Origin of the sequence: Lipingzhangella rawalii (assembly GCF_031628175.1) — a bacterium.
Classification (GTDB): domain Bacteria; phylum Actinomycetota; class Actinomycetes; order Streptosporangiales; family Streptosporangiaceae; genus Lipingzhangella_A; species Lipingzhangella_A rawalii.
On sequence record NZ_JAVLVT010000001.1, the window covers coordinates 511112 to 532299 of the forward strand.

Annotated in this window: 20 protein-coding genes; 10 read left to right on the forward strand and 10 right to left on the reverse strand. The window is 69.0% G+C overall.

The window, feature by feature from the left end:
* Window positions 1-37: 37 nt before the first annotated feature.
* A complete protein-coding gene (locus RIF23_RS02300) occupies window positions 38-247 on the reverse strand; it encodes a hypothetical protein (RefSeq protein WP_310910637.1) in 210 nt (69 codons plus the stop codon).
* Between the two features lie 393 nt (window positions 248-640).
* On the opposite strand from RIF23_RS02300, the gene RIF23_RS02305 reads away from it, so the two are divergent.
* Window positions 641-1453 (forward strand): hypothetical protein, encoded by an 813-nt coding sequence (locus RIF23_RS02305; RefSeq protein WP_310910638.1) that lies wholly within the window; start codon window positions 641-643, stop codon window positions 1451-1453.
* An 11-nt stretch (window positions 1454-1464) separates the two neighbouring features.
* Here the strand turns inward: RIF23_RS02305 and RIF23_RS02310 are convergent, their stop codons facing one another.
* Window positions 1465-2004, reverse strand: a complete 540-nt coding sequence (locus RIF23_RS02310) for a hypothetical protein (RefSeq protein WP_310910639.1) — start codon at window positions 2002-2004, stop codon at window positions 1465-1467.
* A gap of 132 nt (window positions 2005-2136) precedes the next feature.
* Here RIF23_RS02310 and RIF23_RS02315 point away from each other — a divergent pair, with 132 nt between their 5' ends.
* On the forward strand, window positions 2137-2565 hold the full coding sequence (locus RIF23_RS02315) for an ankyrin repeat domain-containing protein (RefSeq protein ID WP_310910640.1): 429 nt from the start codon (window positions 2137-2139) through the stop codon (window positions 2563-2565).
* Here the strand turns inward: RIF23_RS02315 and RIF23_RS02320 are convergent.
* The gene (locus RIF23_RS02320) at window positions 2526-3143 is read right to left on the reverse strand and encodes an NUDIX hydrolase (protein WP_310910641.1); all 618 of its coding nucleotides are present in this window, start codon (window positions 3141-3143) and stop codon (window positions 2526-2528) included. The genes RIF23_RS02315 and RIF23_RS02320 overlap by 40 nt on opposite strands.
* A gap of 128 nt (window positions 3144-3271) precedes the next feature.
* Between RIF23_RS02320 and RIF23_RS02325 the strand changes: the two genes are divergently transcribed.
* From RIF23_RS02325 to RIF23_RS02345, 5 genes are all read left to right on the forward strand, one after another.
* A complete protein-coding gene (locus RIF23_RS02325) occupies window positions 3272-4501 on the forward strand; it encodes a hypothetical protein (protein ID WP_310910642.1) in 1230 nt (409 codons plus the stop codon).
* Between the two features lie 119 nt (window positions 4502-4620).
* The gene (locus RIF23_RS02330) at window positions 4621-6495 is read left to right on the forward strand and encodes an AAA family ATPase (protein WP_310910643.1); all 1875 of its coding nucleotides are present in this window, start codon (window positions 4621-4623) and stop codon (window positions 6493-6495) included.
* Complete coding sequence (locus tag RIF23_RS02335) at window positions 6492-7205, forward strand: 4Fe-4S single cluster domain-containing protein (protein WP_310910644.1); 714 nt, start codon at window positions 6492-6494, stop codon at window positions 7203-7205. Before RIF23_RS02330 ends, RIF23_RS02335 begins: the two co-directional genes overlap by 4 nt.
* A complete protein-coding gene (locus RIF23_RS02340; RefSeq protein ID WP_310910645.1) occupies window positions 7175-7741 on the forward strand; it encodes an FHA domain-containing protein in 567 nt (188 codons plus the stop codon). Before RIF23_RS02335 ends, RIF23_RS02340 begins: the two co-directional genes overlap by 31 nt.
* Before the next feature lie 5 nt (window positions 7742-7746).
* Complete coding sequence (locus RIF23_RS02345; RefSeq protein WP_310910646.1) at window positions 7747-10497, forward strand: protein kinase domain-containing protein; 2751 nt, start codon at window positions 7747-7749, stop codon at window positions 10495-10497.
* Window positions 10498-10511: 14 nt separating this feature from the next.
* Here the strand turns inward: RIF23_RS02345 and RIF23_RS02350 are convergent, their stop codons facing one another.
* Window positions 10512-10976: an Lrp/AsnC family transcriptional regulator gene (locus RIF23_RS02350; RefSeq protein ID WP_310910647.1), complete on the reverse strand. Its 465-nt coding sequence runs from the start codon at window positions 10974-10976 to the stop codon at window positions 10512-10514.
* 163 nt (window positions 10977-11139) lie between these two features.
* On the opposite strand from RIF23_RS02350, the gene RIF23_RS02355 reads away from it, so the two are divergent.
* The 3 genes from RIF23_RS02355 to RIF23_RS02365 all read left to right on the forward strand — a co-directional run bounded on the left by RIF23_RS02355 (window position 11140) and on the right by RIF23_RS02365 (window position 14946).
* Window positions 11140-11973 (forward strand): tryptophan 2,3-dioxygenase, encoded by an 834-nt coding sequence (locus RIF23_RS02355; RefSeq protein WP_310910648.1) that lies wholly within the window; start codon window positions 11140-11142, stop codon window positions 11971-11973.
* 32 nt (window positions 11974-12005) lie between these two features.
* Entirely contained in the window at window positions 12006-13244 is a 1239-nt protein-coding gene (gene kynU / locus RIF23_RS02360; protein ID WP_310910649.1) for a kynureninase, read from the forward strand.
* Between the two features lie 76 nt (window positions 13245-13320).
* Window positions 13321-14946, forward strand: coding sequence for a DUF885 domain-containing protein (locus RIF23_RS02365; RefSeq protein ID WP_310910650.1), 1626 nt, complete (start codon window positions 13321-13323; stop codon window positions 14944-14946).
* A 66-nt stretch (window positions 14947-15012) separates the two neighbouring features.
* On the opposite strand, the gene RIF23_RS02370 is transcribed toward RIF23_RS02365, so the two are convergent.
* The 6 genes from RIF23_RS02370 to RIF23_RS02395 all read right to left on the reverse strand — a co-directional run bounded on the left by RIF23_RS02370 (window position 15013) and on the right by RIF23_RS02395 (window position 20536).
* Entirely contained in the window at window positions 15013-15381 is a 369-nt protein-coding gene (locus RIF23_RS02370) for a hypothetical protein (protein ID WP_310910651.1), read from the reverse strand.
* 14 nt (window positions 15382-15395) lie between these two features.
* The gene (locus RIF23_RS02375; RefSeq protein WP_310910652.1) at window positions 15396-16397 is read right to left on the reverse strand and encodes a sulfotransferase family protein; all 1002 of its coding nucleotides are present in this window, start codon (window positions 16395-16397) and stop codon (window positions 15396-15398) included.
* A 38-nt stretch (window positions 16398-16435) separates the two neighbouring features.
* On the reverse strand, window positions 16436-17155 hold the full coding sequence (locus tag RIF23_RS02380; RefSeq protein ID WP_310910653.1) for an alpha/beta fold hydrolase: 720 nt from the start codon (window positions 17153-17155) through the stop codon (window positions 16436-16438).
* A 12-nt stretch (window positions 17156-17167) separates the two neighbouring features.
* A complete protein-coding gene (locus tag RIF23_RS02385; RefSeq protein WP_310910654.1) occupies window positions 17168-18013 on the reverse strand; it encodes an exodeoxyribonuclease III in 846 nt (281 codons plus the stop codon).
* A gap of 44 nt (window positions 18014-18057) precedes the next feature.
* Window positions 18058-19026 carry a tyrosine-type recombinase/integrase gene (locus tag RIF23_RS02390; RefSeq protein WP_407659383.1) on the reverse strand — a complete coding sequence of 323 codons (969 nt, stop codon included), beginning with the start codon at window positions 19024-19026 and terminating at the stop codon, window positions 18058-18060.
* 172 nt (window positions 19027-19198) lie between these two features.
* Window positions 19199-20536: a DUF418 domain-containing protein gene (locus tag RIF23_RS02395; protein WP_310910655.1), complete on the reverse strand. Its 1338-nt coding sequence runs from the start codon at window positions 20534-20536 to the stop codon at window positions 19199-19201.
* Between the last annotated feature and the right edge of the window lie 652 nt (window positions 20537-21188).

Here is a 21188-nt window from a genome sequence, read left to right on the forward strand (position 1 = left end):
GGCAACCGGGGCCGTGTCGGGGGGACGCGTGGACCACCTATTTCCGGTTGAAGCGGGACACCGGCTGTTGGGCGTACCACCCGAAGAAGACGGTGCTGGCACCAAGCAGGAACATCGCCGCCTCATCCTCGCTGAGACTGATCGTTCCCGAGGGCAGTTTCACCGTGAACGGTGCGTCGTTGCGCCGTCCAGACGCATCGGTGCGACTGATTTCCAGCCCCTCAATCAGTCCCTGATTTTGGAGCATCGTCAGCCCCTCACACACCCGCCCATAACGATCGGACGATTTCCAAATGGACATGACGGCACCCTACCCGGCACCCAACACCGCCACAATGCGTGACAGCGAGGTAGGAACCACATCCGCGTCCACGCCGAGGATCCCACCCACGACGCATGAAATTCGCGTTTACGGATAAAAGGAACACTCCGGGTAGCTAACGAAAATCAACCGCCGTCAGGCACAAGCCAGCACAGAAACCCACAAAACATCACCGTGGACCCTGCCGGCACGGAACAACCGCCATCGCAGGCCCCCACACGCCGGACAGGCACACCCGGAGACCCCGCCCAGCCGGGAGGACGCTCCACAACCCCACCACCCGTGAATCCCCGCCGACAGCTGTGGCACCATTTCTGCGTGACCGACGCATTCCGCACCGCCGTCCTGGGACTCATCGACGCCGCCGAGTCCCAGGACACCCACAGGTTCGCCACCCACGTCCGTGACTCCTTCGAGCTGGCGGGACAGGTCGACGCCCAGGCACGCGAGGACGCGATCGCCCGAATTGGGCCCGTCATCGCCAATCCCGGCATCCTGCCCGGCGATGCCGCCGACCTCGCCATCGTGGCCGGTGCCATGGTCGACACCGGAGCCCGCGCCGGATCGGTGGGCCTGCTGGTATTGCGGAGCCTGGCCAGCACGGCCCAGGCGGCCACCCGCTTCGTTGAGGCCTGGGAACAGACCGGCGACGGACCACTCATCGAACCCGAAGCCCTGACCACCGCCGACGAGGAACGCGTGGCCACGGTCCTGGGAACCACGGCGGGCAGCGCGACCATGGCCTGGTGGACCGCCCGCCGTTTCGCTGCCGCCGGCGTGTCGATGCTCGGCGACACCGAAGTCCGGTCCCACCTGGCCGCCGAACCCGACCTGCACGCCGAACTGTACGGCGGAGCGCAACGCCTGGCACACGCCTTGCCCGAGTTCGCGCAGCTGCGCTCCCTGCTGGACAACGTCGATGTCCCCGCGGATAGCGCCCCACCATCCCCGCCGCCCGCGCCGCAGCCACCACAACCACCCCCGGCGCCTGCACCCTCCGCGGCCCCGTCCAGTCCACCCCCTCCGGGCAGGGGACTGGTTCCACCACCACCCGCGAGCGCCTGCGTTACGGCCCAGTGGGGCACCACCTGGCGCTACGCGGCCAGCACCCAGCCGCCACCGCAGACCTGAGCCGAGGCGGGTCAGGGCTCGGCGCGGCGCCGCCCCGAGTAGCGGTCACGGCCCGCCTGCACGGCCTCTTCGTCACCAGCCGAGCGCTCGTCTTCGTCGTAGAAGTCATCAAGGTAGTCCTCGACATCGTCGGGGTCCCGGCCACGCCATCGGGACGGCAGTAGCACCGGGAGGAACAGCGCTGCCGCCACCGGCAGGTACAGGCCCAGGGTCACCAGCTGGTCCACACTGCGCACCAGGGCCTGCATCCCGTCCGGATACGGAAGCAGCCCGGTCAGCAGCTGTGGAGCCGCAATGTGCGCCACGGTCACGCCGGCGAGGGCCAGGGCGGGCAGTCCCGGCGCGAGCGGGGAGAGCCGGGTACTGACCAGACACAGTCCCACCACCAGTGTGAGCACGGTGAGTGCTCCCACCGTGGACACCCCGGTGAAGCTGAGCAGGGTGCCGTTGAACCCAGCGATCTCCAACAGGCGGGGGGCGCCCCAGCCCGGCACGACGAGAACAACCGGAATCAGTACGAGTCCCAGCACACAACCTAGAAGATGTCGCATGTCTCGCTCCTCTCACGATGATCCCGAACCATACCGACAATTCAGACAATGTGAAGTCGAGGTTCGCGACCCACCCCCCGTGCCGACTTCAGGCCACCCCCGGGAGCGGCCGCGGCACCTAGGCTGGGCGCCGTGAGTGAGTACAGCACCCAGCCCAGCCACGACAGCCAGAACACCCATGAGGCCGCCCTGATCGAACTCGCCAGTCGGGTTTTCGACACGGCCCGCCGCGGGGATCTGGAGGGCCTGCGGGCGTTCCTGGAGGCGGGGATCCCCGTCAACATGACGAACGACAACGGCGACACCCTGCTCATGCTGGCGGCCTACCACGGTCACCCCGAGGTCGTGGAGCTGCTGTGTGCCCATGGTGCCGACGTGGACCGGCGCAATGACCGGGATCAGGCTCCGCTGGCCGGAGCGGTGTTCAAAGGTGAGGACACGGTGGTGCGCATCCTGGTCGACCACGGTGCCGACGCACACGCCGGCACCCCCACGGCCGCGCAGACCGCACGCATGTTCGGTCACCAGCACCTGCTGGCGCTGTGGCCCCCGCACGACTGACCTCCGGCGCTGGCAGCGGGATCCACCGGGACACCGTGCTCCAGATAGACGGTCACCCCCGGCGTCGTTGCCGCATCGAGACAGCTGCGTACGCGCCGCAGCAACGACGGTGGCAGATAGTTCCCCAGGCGAGACGCGACCACCAGTTCCACCGCGCTGAGTTCCTCAGCGGGCAACCGCACCTGATCCACCACCGTGTGCGCGACGTGCCCCACGAACACGAACGCCGTGGCTGCGCGCCCATCGGGGCTGCTGTGTGGCGGCATCCAGTCCACCCCCACCAGATGGCTCAACGCCGGAACAAACCCCAGCTCCTCACCGCATTCCCGCCGACACGCCGCCAACGGAGACTCTCCGGCCTCGATAACTCCACCCGGCAGGGTCCATCCGGGCTTGTAGGTCGGTTTGACCACCAGCACCCGAGCGTCCCCCGTGTACAGCAGGGCCGCCGCCACACCACGACTGCGCGGCAGACTGTCGAAGAAGGCCCGCTCGCCCGCCGCAACCTCACCCATCTCCGCATCGGTCCGGGCGACCTCCGCACGGACGCGGGTCCGTTCACCTGGCTCACTGCCCATACCCTCGACTCTACGCACCCGCCCCCGCGCGGGTCGGTGCGTGCCGTGGGTGGCGGAGGGGCGCCACCCACGCCACGCTGGAATCGACACCCTTCACAACGAGCCCCAACGTGGCCGGGAGAGCACCGATGAGCTTCGCGATCGCCGTGCGGTGGGTCAGTGTGCAGGGCCAACGCACCTCCTACGCCGAGGTTGTCGACGAGGCGGCCCACCTGCGTGGTGAATTGGCGCAGCTGCGGGCTCGCGCCGCCGCACTCCGGGAAAGCGGAACCATCGTGCAGGAACTGCCCCAGCTGCCCGACCTCGTGGCGCTCAAAGGCGAACCAGCCCTGATCGAATGGGTGGAATGGACTCGGCACGCCCTTCCCGAGCTCCGCTCCCACCTCGACGACACCGCCCACCAAACCCTCGCGGCGCGGCTGGGTGCCAGCCTGCCCCCGCCCCGCACCCGCCCCAGTGCAACCGAGGAATTGGCCCAGCTCCGCCAGAGCGACTCCGCAGCCAGTAACACCCCGGAAGCCGCCACCCCCCACCGACACCCGGCCAGGGCCCGTCAGCATGCCCTGGAGTCGGTACGCCACCTGTTGGCCGATGCCGCCGCCGAGCTCGACCCCCACGCCCACCGTGACCTGGCCGCGCGCCTCAACGAACTCCACCAGCTCGACGACACCAGTTCCGTGGCCACGATCCGCGAGGCGCACCATGCGGTGGTCGTCACACTCAACCGCGCGCTTCAGCAACACCGCAGCCAGCTGCACCGCGAAGTGGAACGCGCCCAGCTGCTGGGCCAACTCGCCGATGTCTCCGCGGACACCCGCGCCTACCTGCACGCCCAGATCGGCGCGGCCGACGATCCCGGCGCCTGGCGGCCGCACGTGGACCACGCCCGCGCCGCCGCCGAGAACCAGCGGCTGCGGACCCACCTGGCCCAAGCCGCAACCCAGGCCCTCACAGCAGTGGGATGTGACGTCACCGACATCCACACCACCACCCTCACCAGCACCGGAGAAACGGTGTGCCCTCTGCCCGACCAGGACGGCTACGGCATCCGGGTGCGCCTGCCCCCGGACCGCAACCAGCTCTCAGCGAGTCTCGTGCGGGACACCCACACCACCCCCAGCGCCGACGAGGACGCCGGACGCTGGTTCTGCACCCACACCGAACCCACCTTCTACCACGCCCTGTGCGACCACACCGAGCACCTGCACCTGCACCAGCGGCTACGTGTCGAGCCCGGGGACCGCCCCCTGCCCCAGGTGCGCCTCCCCGCCACGGACCGCGATCGCCACGACGAGCAGCACGAGCCCGAACAGAGCACCACCGACACGGGCGCACGGGCCCAGCAACGCCACCACTGACCCCGGCCCCGGAATGGACTTCTGGGGGCTGCGGTGCCACAATCCGCGCGGGGACCATGTCCCATCGTCCCCACCCCAGGAGACCAAACCCAGTGCAGCACGACCCCGGCAGGGAGGCCATGAGCGGCGCACAGCCGCACCCAGCGGCGTCGACCACCCCCGGGTGGGTGCGGGAACTCACCATGGCGCTGCCGATCTATCCCCAGATCCTGCTGGTGGGCAACGTCCGCGACGAATACCATCTGCCCACCCCGCACGCCCCCGAGGCCACCGCCATCTACAGCCTGGAGACGCTCCTAGCCCGGCTGCTGGAGGAGCAGGGCTACGCCGCACTGGCCACCCACGACATCGCGACCGACCACATCACCACCACGCGCCTGCACGACGAGGCCACCCTCGCCCCGACGCTGGCCTCCGGCCCCGGCTGGGCCGCCACACTCACCCGCTCGGCAAGCGGCCTGGACTTCCCGCACCTGCGCCAGGTCCTCACCGAACTCACCGCCAACCTCACCGCAGCCCCCACCGCCCTGCTGTTCCCGTTCGCCGACCGGCTCACCACCCCGGGCGAACGCCAGCCCGAATCCGCCCGCCTGTTCTTCTCCGCCGCGGACGCCCTGGCCCACCGCGCCCGCCGTCCCATCGTCGCCGGCACCGAACAGCCCTACAACACCGTGCTGTGGATCGCCGAACGCCTGGAAGACCTCCCCGCCGCCTTCGCCACCACCAACCCCCGTATCCGCCAGATCTCCGTGCCCCACCCCAGCGCCGAGGAGCGCCTGGTGGCCGCACGCCGAGCTGTGCGGATCATCACCACCCGCGAACCCGACCTGGGCGCCAGCCCCACCGAGCAGGAGCAGGCCGCCGAACACCTCGCCAGCGCCACCCACGGCATGCAGGCCACCCAGGTCGCCGCGATCGGACAGCTCGCCGCACACCAACGGATCGGAATCAACGAGATCACCGACGCCGCGCGGCTCTACCGCGTCGGTGTCACCGACAACCCCTGGCGCGACCCCCAGGTCCTCAAACGCATCAGTGAGGGGGAACAGCGCCTCAACGCACGGGTGCGCGGCCAGCACGCCGCAGTCCGCAAAACCATGGACATCTTCATGCGCTCCACCGCCGGCCTCACCGGAGCCCACGCCGGCTCCTCACCCAACCGGCCCCGTGGCGTGCTCGTCCTGTCCGGGCCCACCGGCGTCGGCAAGACCGAGCTGGCCAAAGGCATCGCCGAGCTCATCCTGGGCACCGACGCCGAACCGATCCGCTTCGACATGAGCGAGTTCGCCTCCGAACACGCCCGCGACCGGCTCATCGGCGCTCCACCCGGCTATGTGGGCTTCGACGCCGGGGGAGAACTCACCAACGCCGTGCGCGCCCACCCCATCAGCGTGCTGTTGTTCGACGAGATCGACAAGGCCAACCCGGCCCTGTTCGACCTGTTCCTCCAAATCCTGGAGGACGGGCGGCTCACCGATGGCCGCGGCGCGGTGGTGCATTTCACCGAGTGTGTCCTCGTCTTCACCACCAATCTGGGGGTGGTCGGGCCCACCGGCCGACTGACCCGCCACGACGAACCCGAACAGGTCCGTGCGCAGCTCACCGCCGCCTTCGAGGACTTCCTCGATCACCAGCTGGGCCGCCCCGAACTCCGCAACCGGTTCGGGGACAGCTTCGTGGCCATGGACTTCATCACCACCGACATCGCCGACGAAATCCTGGACGCCATGCTGGACACCGTCACCCACCGGGTGCGGCGTGTACACGAACTCACGGTGACTATCGGCGCCCACGCCCGCGAGGTGCTGCGCACCGAGGCCCACCGCAACCTCGACGACGGGGGCCGCGGTATCGGAACCGTCGTCGAAACCTGCCTGACCAACCCCCTGTCCCGGCACCTGTTCCACCACCCACCCCAGCCCCGGCAGCAGCTCCACATCACCGCACTCACCCACGACGGCATCGGCTGGTCGGTGGAGGTGCAGCACGGATGACCCCACTCCCGCCGCCACTACGCACGGCCCGCCTGCACTACCCGGTCACCGCTCTGGGCCCCGGGACGCGCCTGGGGATCTGGACCCAGGGCTGCCCCTTGGCGTGCCCCGGCTGCATGTCCCGCGACACCTGGGACTCCGGCCGGGGGACCCTGGTTCCCGTGGCGGCGCTGGCCCAGGTGTGGCACCGGGTTCTCACCGCCGGCGCTGCGGGCGTCACCATCAGCGGCGGCGAGCCCCTGAGCCAACCGCGGGCCGTGGCCACTCTGGTCACCGCCCTGGACCTGGTCCGCGCCCGCATCCGCCCCAGCGCCGACATCCTGCTCTACACCGGATACGCTCCCGCGGAACTCGCCGATCAGCTCAACGCGCCCCACCCCCACGGCCCTGCCCTGGCGCAGATTCTGACCCACAGCGACGCGGTGATCACCGGACGGTTCGACATCAGCCAGCCCACAACGGCGATCTGGCGCGGTTCGGCCAACCAACAGCTGCATCCCCTCACCCCACTGGGGCAGCGCCGCTACGAGCCCTACGTCGACTACGCACCGGCCGCGCCGCCGGTGCAGGTGGGTGTCGACGACACTGGGCTGTGGATCATCGGGGTTCCCCGACATCGGCAGCTGGCCGAGTTCGACCGCGCGTTGCGGCAGCGCGGGCTGACCCTGGAAGGAGTGTCATGGCGTCCCTCGTCTACCGCTGCCGACTGAATCCGCAGGGCTGTCCCACCCAGCAGGTGCCCGGCTACTGCGACCACCATCCCTGGATCGAGCTGGTCGCGGCCGAACCAAGCACCAACACCCGCAGCCAACCCAACACGGACGCCAGCCCCCACCCGACACCGTCGGGCCAGGACAGCGATACGGCGGGGCCCAGCCCGGACCCTGCCCGCCGCCACCCCGGCACTGAGACGGCACCGCAGCGCCCCCTGTGGGGAGTGTCCATTCCCGGACTGGATGTCACCGTTCCGATTCCCGCAGACGGATTGGAGGTGGGCCGGGACTGCCCTCGCTTCGCGACCGTGCCCGGCATGCAGCACCTCGACCAGGTCAGCCGCACCCATGCCCGCCTGACTTGGAAGGACACCACTCTTTACCTGGAGGATCTCGGCTCCACCAACGGCACCTTCGTGGATGAACACCCGATCCACACCGCTGTTGCGGTGACACCGCACAACCGCCTGCGCCTGGCCGAGGACGTGGACATCCGCGTGGTGGAACTGGACGAGGAACTCGAGGAACTCTGACCACGATGACCAGCCCCCACGACCCGCAGCAGCCGGCCCGTACCCGCCCCCAGAACACGGCCCCGACCCCACCCGCCACACCCCCAGCCAGCACCCGCGCGCAGGGTCGCCAGGCGGGCCCCGGAACCACACGGCAATCCCCACCATCCCCACCATCTCCACGATCCACGCGGGGCACGCACGACGACACCGCGGCTTTTCCCGCAGAGTTGACCCACTCCTACACCCCCGTGGACCTGGTGGGAACCGGCGCCGAGGGGGCGGTGTGGCGGGTCGTGGACGCCCGCACGCACGCCGAACTGGCGATCAAAGTGCACTGGGACAACCAGCCCATGGACCCCGACCTCCTCCGACATCTGGACAACGCAGCGTTCCATCGCCATGTGCCAGCCATTACCGACCATGGCCGGTTGACGACCTCGGCCGGAACCCGCGACTGGGTCGCCATGGAATACCTTCCGGTCAATCTCGCCGACGTGCTGGCCACGATGCCTGCCGTGGCCACCAGCAGCGACACCGACGTGCGGGAGCGGGCGCACGCCATCATCGCCGAATTGTGTGCGCTGATCGCGTTCTGGCAACAGCAGGTGGACCGCAACCCACTGGATTTCAAACCCGCCAACATCCTGGTGCGCCGCACCGGAACCGAACCAGGACAGTTCGTTATCGCCGACTTCGGCGGCATACACCGCTTCACCGCCTCCCAGCTGCACGGGGGCGCCAGCCGCTTCAACCTGGCCTACGCCCCACCCGAACACACCTGGTCCGAACATGCCGGGCCGTGGCCGTGGTGGGGCCTGGGCGAGATCGCCTACGAGCTGGCCTGCGGCCAGCCCCGCTACCGACACCGAGACGGCGGGGTCAAGGACGACGCCGAGATTCTCCGCGGCCAGATCCTGGGGGACCGGGGCGCCTCGATCCCTGACGAGCATTGGCGCCGACTGGTGCGTGGCCTGCTCACGGTGGACCCGGCGGACCGGTGGGGCGCCGCGGAGGTGCAGGCGTGGCTCAACGGGGAAGAGCCGGAGGTGGCCGAGGACCGAGCCGGCCCCGCCGTCGGGGACACACCGGGTCCCACGGCACCCGCGCCCACGGTGACCTTCGGACGCCTCCAGCTGAGTGACCCCGCCGAGGTGGCCGCGCAGATACTGGACCGGGGCGAGGACGCCGCACACTGGCTGCTGGCCGAGGGGGGTGCCCACCAGCTTGCCCACTATCTGGACCAGCTGGGCGAGCACACCTACGACACCACCCAACTGCACCGTCTGGAGCAGGATCCCGACCGGGCCCATCTGGCAGTGACCGCCTTGGGGGCGGCGTTCGCCCCGGAACTCACCCCCACCTATGCCGGACGCGCGGTGGACACCGCAGGGCTGGTCGAGCTGGCCGGCACGGAGCCGGGATTTCTCCGGCGGCTGCTGAGCCAGCCAGAGGCCATGCGCACCATCGCGGTCTACGCGTGCGGGCACCCCGAATGCCGACGTGTGCCCCGATGCGACCGGATTCAGCGGCTGGCGGCTGAGGCCCCCCAGCTGGCCCGGCAGGCCGAGGAGGACACCGCGCAGTTGGGGGAGCGTCTCACCGCGGCCGACGCCACGGGCGAAGCGGCGCCACCGGAGTGGGGCTCCCTGAGCGACGCCGAACACGATCACGCCCATGCACTGGCCACACTCGCGGTTTTGGACCCGGCGTCGCTGCGCACCCAGGTGGAGCAGATGCGGCCCACGGCACTGCTCGGTCCACACTGGTGGCGACGTCAGGTGTTGAGCTGCGACACCAGCGACACCCCGACCGGGCGGCGCAGCATGGTTGTGGCACTGCTGCTGGCCGACCGGGCGGCCGTGGAACGCGCGCGGCTGGCGCAGCGCCCCCAGGGCGGGGTGTATGCCAAGTCGTTGTGGCACCGGGTGGTGACCGGGGTGCTGGCGGGGCTAGCCCTGATCAACGCCGTATGGGCCGGGGCGGGCTCCTTCGACGACATCGGTGTGGTCTTGGCCAACGTGTTTCCCCTGATCGTGGTGACCTCCACGATCGTGGCGCTGTGGCCGTGGCCGTCCGCGGAGCGGGCCCCACGCGCGTTGACCGCCCTCAGCTGGGCCAGTGGACTTCTGGCCGCGGCGACCTACCGGGGCCTGGACGGATCACCCCCCACGCACGCCCAGGCCTGGTGGCCCGCCCCGGACTGGCTGGTGGGATTCCTGGGGCTGCTGCCCGCGCCGTTCCAGGTCACCACGTGGTGGTTTCCCACCCTGATCGCGGTGACGGTGGTGATGCTGGCCATCAAGTTCGTGCGTTTCCGAATGCGGCTGGCCTACCGGGAACGCTACGTGCACTTTTGGGACACGCCCCGGCTGGGCCCCACCCCGGAGGAGCGGCTGGGCCTGGCCCCGCTGCTGGCGGTCACCTGGCTGGGGATCGTGATCGTGGGGACGGTCACCGCCGGGGTCGCCCACAGCACCTCCAGCACAATCACCCTGGCCCTGGCGGGCCCCCCGCTGGCCTATCTCGCGGTGTACCTGGCCGTGGGGGCGGGCCTGCTGTACCTGTCGACGCCACGCAAACTGGTGGCCTGGACGGTCACCGCCGTGGTGAGCCTCGCCAGCTGCGGCTGGGTGCAGCCGTTGCGCCTGGTCGAGGTTTGGGACGTGGGGCCGCTGCAAGCCACCTGGTTGATCCTGCTGGGGCTGGGCATGCTCGGTGGGGCCGCCCTGTATGCACGAACCCGCCTGAGTCCCCGTCCCATCCCCAGCATCTGAGCATCCACCCCCCGTCAGCGTTCCGGGCCGGGGGAGCGGGGCGGGGACACCGCACGCCAGACCACGGGGCTGGACAACACCATGGTGCTGGCGGGACGCCCGTGCACCGCAAGCTCGTCGATGACGGTCTCGAAACGCTGCATCGACTCCACGGCCACCAGCACCACACAACACGCATCACCGGTGACCCGATGCACCTGCAACAAGTCGGGACGGGCCAGCGCCGTGTGATCCCGCAACAGGCAGCGGGCCCCGTAGCACTGGAGCCGAACCAGGGCCGTCACCCCACGCCCCACCGCGCCGGGGTCCACGTGCGCGTGATACCCGGTGATCACACCGCGCCGGGTGAGCTGACGCACCCGTTCGGTTACCGCTGGGGCCGACATGCGCACCCGCCGCGCCAACTCGTTGTAGGACAACCGCGCATCAGCCTGGAGCTCCGCAAGGATCTCCCAGTCCACCTCGTCCACAAGCGCCACCGCCTACCAATCACCAGGCCCACCCCTACACCGACCTTAACTACCCCAGCCACAACGGGACGAATACCAGGAAACACCACTTCCCGCGCCTACGGTGCATCCCGCACGATAGTCACACAGTCACACCATCCGACGTATCGGGGACCACCCTGAGGTGCCAACCATGCCATCCACCACCACACCCCAGAACACCGACGGACCCTGCCTGTCCTTCGACACCGCCGCGCCCTACGTTCAGTACGGGCACATCGACACCCTGCACGCGCTCCAACAACCCCGCACCACCCACCCCAGCGAACGCGACTTCATCCTCACCACCCAGATCATGGAACTGCTATTCCACACCATCATCCACCGCTGGGAACACGCCCGCACCGCCCTGGAGAACGACGACCCACGCACCGCCCTCACCTGGCTCAAGCGCGCAACCCACGCCCAAGACGTCCTCGTGGAATCCTGGCAGCTCCTCGCCGACCTCAAACCCACCGAATTCGCCCAGTTCCGCGACCACCTCGGCCCCGCCTCCGGGTTCCAGTCCTACACCTACCGACACATGGAGTTCCTACTCGGCAACAAATCCACAGCCGTCCTCACCACCCACACGGCCACACCACACATCCACCACCAACTCCACCAGGCCCTCCACCAACCCAGCCTCTACGACGCCGCACTGCGACTCCTCGCCCGACGCGGCCTGCCGGTTCCCAGCCACGCCACCCAACGCGACTGGTCCCAACCCCACCAGCCCGACCCCCAGGTGGAACAGGCCTGGATCCAGGTCTACCGTGGCCACGACCCGGAAGCACTGGATCTGGCCGAGACCCTCCTAGACACCGCAGAACGCCACACCCGCTGGCGCCACCGCCACCTGCACGCGGTCAAACGAGTGCTGGGCGCCAAACCCGGCACCGGCGGATCCAGCGGGCTGCACTGGCTCGAACAGGCCGCCCAACAGGACGTCTTTACCGAACTGTGGTCCCTACGCAGCACACTCTGAGACGCACCACCCCAACTCCAGAAGGCCCCACCATGCAACCCACCACCCGCGACCACTGCCAGACCCTCGACACCCACGACCCCCTGGCCGCCTTCCGCGAGGAATTCCACCTTCCCCCCGAGGTCATCTACCTCAACGGAAACTCCCTGGGCGCCCTTCCCCGCGCCACCCCCCACCGCGTCGCCGACCTGATCGAACGCGAATGGGGCCAGGGACTGGCCCACAGCTGGACCGCAGCCGGATGGTGGGACAAACCCCGCACCCTCGGCGCACGCCTCGCCCCCCTCATCGGCGCCGAGGACACCGAAGTCGTCGTCACCGACAACGTCACCACCAACCTGTTCAAAACCCTCATCGCAGCCCTCCGCTGCAATCCCCGCCCCACCATCCTCACCGAACAGGGCAACTTCTCCACCGACCTCTACATCACCAGCGGCGCCGCCGAAATCGCCGGCGTCCACGAACAACGCATCGACGTCGACAGCCCCCACCTGCCCACCGCCCTGGCCCACGCCGACGCCTCCGTGCTCCTGCTCAGTCACGTCGACTACCGCACCGCCACCCTGCGCGACCTGCCCGCCATCACCCGCCTGGCCCACGAGCACAACACCCTGGTCATCTGGGACCTCAGCCACAGCGTGGGAGCCCTGCCCATCCACCTCAACGCCGCCAGCGCCGACTTCGCGGTCGGCTGCACCTACAAATACCTCAACGCCGGCCCCGGAACCTGCGCCTTCACCTACGTCGCCCGCCGCCACCACATCCATGCCGCTCAACCCATCCAAGGCTGGCACGGCCACGCCGACCCTTTCTCCTTCGACGCGGACTACACGCCCGCCCCCGGCGCCTCCCGCTTCCTCAGCGGATCCCACCCCCTGATCGCCGACGCCGCGCTCGAGGCCAGCCTGGACCTGTGGGACCACGTCGACCTCACGCTGCTCCGCGCCAAGAGCCTCACCCTGACCGGCATCTTCCTGGACATCATCACCGCGGGCGGCCTCACCAGCGCCACCCCACACGCCCCCGAACACCGGGGCAGCCACGTGGCCGTCCAGGTCCCCGACACCGCCTCCGGCCCCGCCATCATCGACGCCCTGGCCGCACGAGGCATCCACGCGGGATTCCGCGCCCCCAACCTGCTGCGGTTCGGCTTCGCGCCGCTGTACCTCCGCCACACCGACGCCTACGACGCAGCCACGACCCTCGTGGACATCATCGCTACCGAAACCTGGCGCCACCACGCCACCACCCACAACGCTCCAATGTCCTGACCAGGCCAAACCCAGTCAGAACCCACCACACCAATCTCAATTGCCACACCACAGCACCACCTGCCACAGTTCGGACATGACACCCATATTTGAACTCTGCGAGCGCTACGTCGACCAGTGGTCCACCCTCGACCCGGTCGCAGCCAGCAGCACAGGCATCACCGGCACCCTCGGTACCGCCACCGACTACAGCCCGGAGGGCATCGACGCCCGCGCCGACCTCATCCGCCAGACTCTGGCCGAGCTCGACACCCGACAGGCCCACACCCACGCGGATCGCCGCGCAGCCGCACACCTACGCGAACGTCTCGAGGCAGAACGGGCATGGTACGAGGCCGGCGAAGCCCACCGCTGGCTCAGCGCCCCCATCGGTCTGCTCATGCACATCCGCGTCAGCATCGAACTCATGCCACGCGAGACCGAGCAGGACTGGCAACGCATCCGTGACCGCCTGGCAGCCGTCCCCACGATGCTCCACGGCTGGCGCACCAGCCTCACCCACGGCCACGCCCACGGCCTGACCGCCGCCCACCGCCAAGCCCTCGCCGTGGCCGAACAGGCCGACGGCTACGCCCACGGCACCCACCAACACCTCGTCGACGCCCACTCCGGCCCCCTGGCCACCGAACTCCAGCGCGCAGCCGATGCCGCCCACACCGCCTACGCCGAATTCGCCCAGTTCCTGCGCCAGGACTACGCCCCACACGCCAGCACCACCGACGCCGTGGGCGAAGACCGCTACCGCATCGCCAGCCGCCTCTACCTCGGCAGCGATATCGACCCCCACGAGGCCTACGCCTGGGGCTGGGACGAACTTGCCCGCATCGAAACCGAACTCGCCACCGAAGCCGACCGCATCCACCCCGGCGCCACCATCGAGCAGGCCACCGAACACCTCAACCGCACCGCGCACGTGGCCAGTGAGCAGGCCTACCACGAGTGGCTACGCTACTGGCACGACTGGGCCCTGGACACCCTCGACGGCACCCTCGTCGACATCGACCCCCGCCTCCGCGCCCTCGACGTCACCCTCGTCACCGACCCCACCGCCGGATCCCCCTACTACACCCCACCGACCGAGGACTTCAGCCGCCCCGGACGCACCTGGTGGCCCATCGCCAACCGAAGCCGATTCACCACCTGGAACGAACTATCCACCGTCTTCCACGAGGGCGTTCCCGGCCACCACCTCCAGCTCGGCGCCAACCGCGTCCACAGCCACACCCTCTCCCGCTTCTCCACCATCACCGACGTCAGCGGACACGCCGAAGGCTGGGCCCTGTATGCCGAACGCCTCGCCGACGAGCTCGGCTGGTTCACCGAACCCGGAACCCGCCTGGGCATGCTCACCAGCTCCGCACTACGCGCCGCCCGTGTGGTCATCGACATCGGGGTACACCTGGACCTCACCCGCCCCGACGGCACCCGCTGGACCTTCGACAACGCCCAGGAATTCCTCCGGGACCGAGGACGCCTCGCCCCCCACCAAGTCCAGCCCGAGATCCTGCGCTACTTCGGCTGGCCGGGCCAGGCCATCTCCTACAAACTCGGGGAGCGCGCCTGGATGAACGCCCGTGCCCGCGCCGAAACCCGCCCCGGCTTCGACCTCAAAGACTGGCACACCACCGCACTGAGCCTGGGCCCGCTCGGCCTGGACACCCTGGCCACCGAACTCGACCACATCGACACCACCTCCGGCTAGCCCCACCCCCGAGTGCTGCCCCCACTCGGGGGCAGCACCCCCACCGCACGAACCAGACCGCGGAGCCTACAACGGCTGCACCTGAGACCGCGCACAGACGGGACACCGCACCACCGACTCCGAGGCCAACGGCGCCTGACAGTGGCGACACTGCCCGCTGGACTCCACAGCCACCCCCACCTCACTCAAGGCCGCATCCAGCTCGGCCGCGCTGCGCGCCGCCGCAAACCCCGCCAGCAACCCGGCGTAGAAACCCGCAACCTGGCCGGCCGCCAGCTCCAGTGCCTGACCGTCAGCGGTATGCACCCGGTAGGTCTCGTCGCTACTCGCCGCCTCGTCATAGGTAATCAAGGCTTCCTCATGCGCCCGCCGCAGCAGCCGGTGCCGCTCATAGGCATCCGCTGTCGGAAGGCGTGCCACCCCGTCGTCCGTCACCCGAGTCCCAACATTCAGTCCAGTCGTGACACCAGCGGCGGCCGCGGAACCCACCACCGCCGCCACGCATCCATCCAGCGGCGACGACGTGTCGCCGCGCGTCGCCGAGTCACGGTCCACCCGTAACGCAACAGGAGCCGCAGTCCGGGCCAGCCCATCCGCTGTGCCGCATAACCACGGGCACGCAGCCGGGACGCCAACACCCAGGAACACAGCCGCGTCTCGGCCGGATCCAACCGCTCACGCCAGGTTCCCGCCCGATCCGTGCTGACCTCACGGTGGGTATTGCGGTGCCACACTTTGCGCTGCGGCACCGCAACTTGCGCCACCGCGTTCGGTTCCAACATTGCCGGGTCGAACTCCTCACCGAGAAACGAGCACAACCCCACAAGTTCGGTCTTGGGATCGGACACCAGGTCCTCATACCGCAGTTCGTACACGGTATCGGAGCCCCAGCGCCGCCGTGCGGAATCCGCGTCATCCATCGCCTGAGCCCAGGTCGCCATCGCATACACGCTGTCGTGGCGGTACCAGCTCATATGCTTCAACGACCCCACGCAGTCCCGACCGTCGCGCACCAGATGCACGATCTGGGCATTGGGAAACATCCGCAACAGCTCGTCGATGTAGTGCACGTAGGCGGGACGCTTATCGCCCCAGCGCACCTTGCCGAATCTGTGCGCGTACGCGCGAAACACGATCCCGAGCGCCGACCCGAGCGTTCGCGGCCCCCGCCGGATCTGGCTCGACACCGCACGCCGCTCCAGACCCAGATCACGAAATCGTGATGATCGTCGCCGCACGATCCAGTGGGCCAAGGCGCGCCGCGCCTCCCGATTCTCCAGATCCCCGAACTCGTGCCGACGAGTGTAGGCCTCCAGCACAAACCGTGTTTCCGGCGGAATCGCAATCCGCGGATGGGCGTGCAGCATCAGCTGCAACAGCGTCGTTCCCGACCGGGGGCAGCCCACAACGAAGATAGGGCGATTCTCAACAGCGTCCATGATGGTCGACATTGCACCACACGGGCACGCACCCCCACCAATCCGGCGCCCTAGAGTCCGGTGCGAACCGTCACCACATCGGCGGCGTCGCACACCACCCGAGCGAACACGTCCGGCTGGTCCAAACTCACCATGTGCCCTGCCCGAGGAATCGCCAACAGGCGCCCCTCCGTGCACGCCTCCAGGAACCTTCGCTCATGGATCCGGAAGTGATCGCGGGCACCGTTGACCAGCCACACCGGCCCCGGGTAAGACTCCAGCAGCTCCACGGTGTCCATGGTGGAGATCTCGTCGATCACCTCAGGGGCCACCTCCATGGACAGGCCGCCCTCCAGGGCTGCCTCGGCCCCGTCCGCGGGCAACGTCAACCGGTGAAACGCCGAATTCACCGCCTTACCCCGATCCGGAAGTCGATCCAACAACACCGACGGCAGCCGGTACATCTGGGTCAGCGACGTCACCGGCTGCACCGTGCAGCTCACCGCCACCAGCCCCGCCACCCGCTGGGGATCGGCCGCCGCCGCGGCGATACCCACAAACCCTCCCAGCGACAGCCCCACCACCAGCGCGCGTCCCCCAACGTCGTCGATTGCCGCCTGGAGGGTTTGCACCGCTGAATCCAGAGAGAAGGTCTCGCCCTGCCGCTCACCATGCCCCGGAAGATCCGGGGCCACCACGCACCGGCCCTGTTCGCGTAGCTGCGCCAGCTGCGGTTTCCACATACTCGCCGATAGCCGGAGCCCATGCGCCAGCACGATCGGAACGCCCATCACCGCTCCTGTTCACCCACGACCGTTATCGGCCGACCCACCGTCTGTCGCCACTCCCACATACCGCACTGTCACCGGAGCATGATCCGACCACCGCTCGGCGTGGCTGGGGGCACGCTCCACCCACGCATCCCGGGCGCGGGCCGCCAACCCCGCAGACGCCACCTGATAGTCGATCCGCCACCCCGTGTCATTGTCGAAGGCCCGTCCCCGATACGACCACCACGAGTAGGGTCCCTCCACATCCGGATACAGCGACCGCACCACATCCACAAGCCCCACCTCGTCGAAGACCCGCGACAACCAGGCCCGTTCCTCGGGAAGGAACCCCGAACTCCGTCGATTGTTGCGCCAGTTACGTAGGTCCACCTCGCGATGCGCAATGTTCCAGTCCCCACACACCACGAATTCCCGCCCCTGGTCCGCCGCCCGCCGCTGGGCCCGCTGGAGATAGGCCAGGAACTCGGCCATGAACCGTTCCTTCTCCTCCTGGCGCACGGTTCCGACCTCACCCGAGGGCAGATACAGGCTTCCCACCGTCACATCGGCGAAGTCCGCCTCCACATACCGGCCCGCAGCATCGAACTCCTGCGAGCCGAACCCAATACGCACGGCCACAGGCTCCCGACGACTGTAGAGCGCCACCCCAGCTCGCCCCGGAGTGGCCGCAGGCGCCAGGGTCACGTGCCAGCCGTGAGGAACCGCGGCCGCAGGCACCTGCTCCCACACAGCCCGCGTCTCCTGGAGGCAGACCACATCCGCAGACGTGGTCCCCAACCACTCCACGAAACCCTTGCGCGCCGCAGCCCGCACCCCGTTCACATTCACCGTCGAAACAACCGTCGCACGCTCACACACAGCCGCAAGCCTAGAGGCCCACCACCCCCACACGGCCCATCTCCTCACTCGCGCACGGAACCGTCGCTACGCCCCGCGACCCGCCGCACCACACCATAGGTACGGTTCACCCCGGCCGCCGCTCGCTGTGCCTGCGCGGTCACCCCGATATAGGCCTGCGCCGACACCACCGAACTGTGCCCCAACAGCCGCATGATCTCGGTCACCGACGCACCATCCTCGGCCAGCCGCGTCGCAAACGTGTGCCGCAGGGCATGGACCAGGGCGCCCTTCGTGACTCGATCATTGACACCCGCATGCCGATAGCACTGCTGCACCAGATACTGAAGGCCCCCACGACGCAACGCGTTCCCCCGCCGGTCCACCAAGAGCGGATCCGCCCCCTGTACGACCACACCGAACCGCTGCTGCCGCGAGGTCAGATAGGCCTCCAGCAGCGCCTCCATCGGCGCCTCCACCGGAACCCAGCGCACCCGCTCTCCCTTACCCACCACCCGCAGCCGCCGTTCACCTGGGCGCCCACACAGCGAGTCCACCCGCAGCTCCAGCAACTCCGCGGACCGCAACCCGGTCACCAGCGCCAGGGCCACCACGGCCACATCCCGCTCCGGCCAGGGGTCCCGGGCTCGACGACAGCCCGCCGCCACCGCCTCCAGGAGCCGCTCCGGGGTGTCTTCACCCACCAACGGCTTGGGTTCCGAACGCTGAACCCGCGGGCGGGTCACCCCGGCCATGGGGTTGCCGTGTACCGCCCCCTCACTCACCAGGAACCCGAAGAACTGATTCCACGTGGACCAGGCCCGAAGTACACTGGAGGCAGCTCGAGACGCGGCAAACTCCGCGAACGCCCGCCGCATCACACCGGTGGCGAGTTCGGCCACACCGATCTCCTCAGGCTCCCGCCCCAGCACACCGGCCACACACTCCGCCACCGCCCGCAGGTCCCGGTCGTAGGCTGCCACCGTGTGCGGGGACGGTTTGCCCGCCCGCCGCGCCGCGACGAACTCCGCCATCGCCGAGGTTACCGACAGCGACGATGGCCCCTCTGCCGCACGATGCTCCACCTGACCCATACCCCCAGGATTGCGCAGATCCGCACCCGCTGTACCCACTCCGCGGGAGATGGACATCCTCGCCACCCCGACAGACGAGGGATTGCGCTGGGACGGGGGCTGCGCCCCATGATCAGGGAATCCGACGTGCCCCCCACGACGACACCACGTGCAGCAGCCACTCCAGGGGGCCACGGCGCAGCACACCCCGCCACAGCGAAGCCAGTAGCAGCGCACCGACCAGAATGGACACGGCCAGATGGTCGGAAATGACGCCCAGGGGCGTCCCGTCCAGCGCCCCCGTATCGGCCACGTGGATCACCAGTACGTGCGCGACATACACCGTCAACGCCAGCGCACCCACCGCAGTAATCGGATACAGCACCCAGGACATATACGGCGTGACCAACAGACACAAACCCAACACAGCGAGAGCAACCCCGATCACCCCGAGAACCTCGAACGGGGTGCCGCTGTGGGGGGCGGCCACCAGCAACCAGGCCCCCTCGGATGTGGGGAGACCGAGCCCCGGAAACCCGGTGTGGAGCGCATCTGCCACTCCGGACTCCGTGTAGGCCTGCCCCGTTGCGGGGTTGGTGGAGCCGACGAGACGCCCGGTTCCCCCCACCGCCCACAACGCCAGAGCCGAAACCCCGTAGGCCGTCACCGCCACAGCGACGCCCACCGCGACCAAGCCCACCTGAACCCGCGGCCGGTGCAGGTCGAGCCGGCCCACAGCGAGGCCGGCGAGCACGAACGGAAGCCAGGTGATCGCCGGATAGGCCCCGGTGAGCAGAAAATCCACCACCCCCTCGCCGGTGAAGACCTGAAGCGGATCCACACCGTTGACCGTGTCCACGACCGACGCCAGCGCAGCACCGTCATCGATCATGCCCCGCAGATAGAACGAGGCCAGCGGCCCCACCACAGCCAACACCAGCGCGGCCCCAGCCACCACCTTCCAGCGTTCCTGGAGCAGGGGGACCGCCAGCACAAAGAACACGGCGTAGTAGGAGAGAATCACGGACACAGGTGTGTCGAGAAGGGTGAGTGCCACACCGATGGGCAGCACCAGCAACCCGCGAAGGACGACGCGCCACAGTGCCACGCCCCAGGCCGAACCCGAGGGTGGCTGTGGACCTCCCGACAGCAGTGCAATGGACACACCGGCCAGAACCGCGAACAGACCGGCGGCCCGCCCCGCGGTGATGGGGTAGAGGGCGTTGCTTCCATCAGCCAGGGTCCACCCCAACCCAACATGCACCACGAACATGCCCAGCACGGCCAGACCCCGCGCCGCGTCGACGCCCACCAGCCGGGGGGAGAGCCGGGCGGACGGGGCGGTGTCGTGCACGGAATGTGGGGGAGAGGCGACGCTGTTCGCGGCCCCGTTGGGGGCCAGCGCTGGTGGCGGCGCGGCCTGGGCTGGAGACGAGGACGCGGCGGCACGGCCGTTGTCGGAGTAGTTCACGCGTGGGGCCACACGTCGATGATCTCGCGATCGTTCCGGTGCGACAGGACATTTGCTGAAACTGGCCGCTAGTGGCCGGTGTCTACCACAGTGTCAACGATGTGTCGTGGCCGGACGTCCTGCATTGAACACCCGTAACGCCGCGGCTGTGGATGATCACGGCGCAGGGGGCGTCGGCCTGTTCGGCCCGGTTGGGGGAGGGGACACCCACACAGCGGCCACACAGCGGCCGTGTGTCTCGGTCACGGTGTGGCCACCAGGGAATAGGGAGTGTGTGCGGGCGCCCCACGGCTGCACATCCGCACAGCCGTCGTCACCGCGGTCGGACCGAGGGATGTGCGGCAACGATCGGAGTCCGTGACACGTGGTTTGCTGCATAAAGTACGTTATGCAGCAAACCACACATACCACTCCTTTTGTCTCATATCGGGCGCAGGTCGTACCTCCTGGGCAGGGGATCCCCGGCACCCAACCCCTCCAGAATCACGCCGCGGGGCTACGGTGCGCGGTCCGCAGGCCGCGGGCGGCCCTGCGTAGTGCATGGAATACCTGGCCACGACGGGGTAACACCCACCCGTGACGACGGCCAAGCCGGGAAAGCCGAAGGCAGACACACAGGCCCAACAGTCCGGAGCAGCGACACAGGACGACA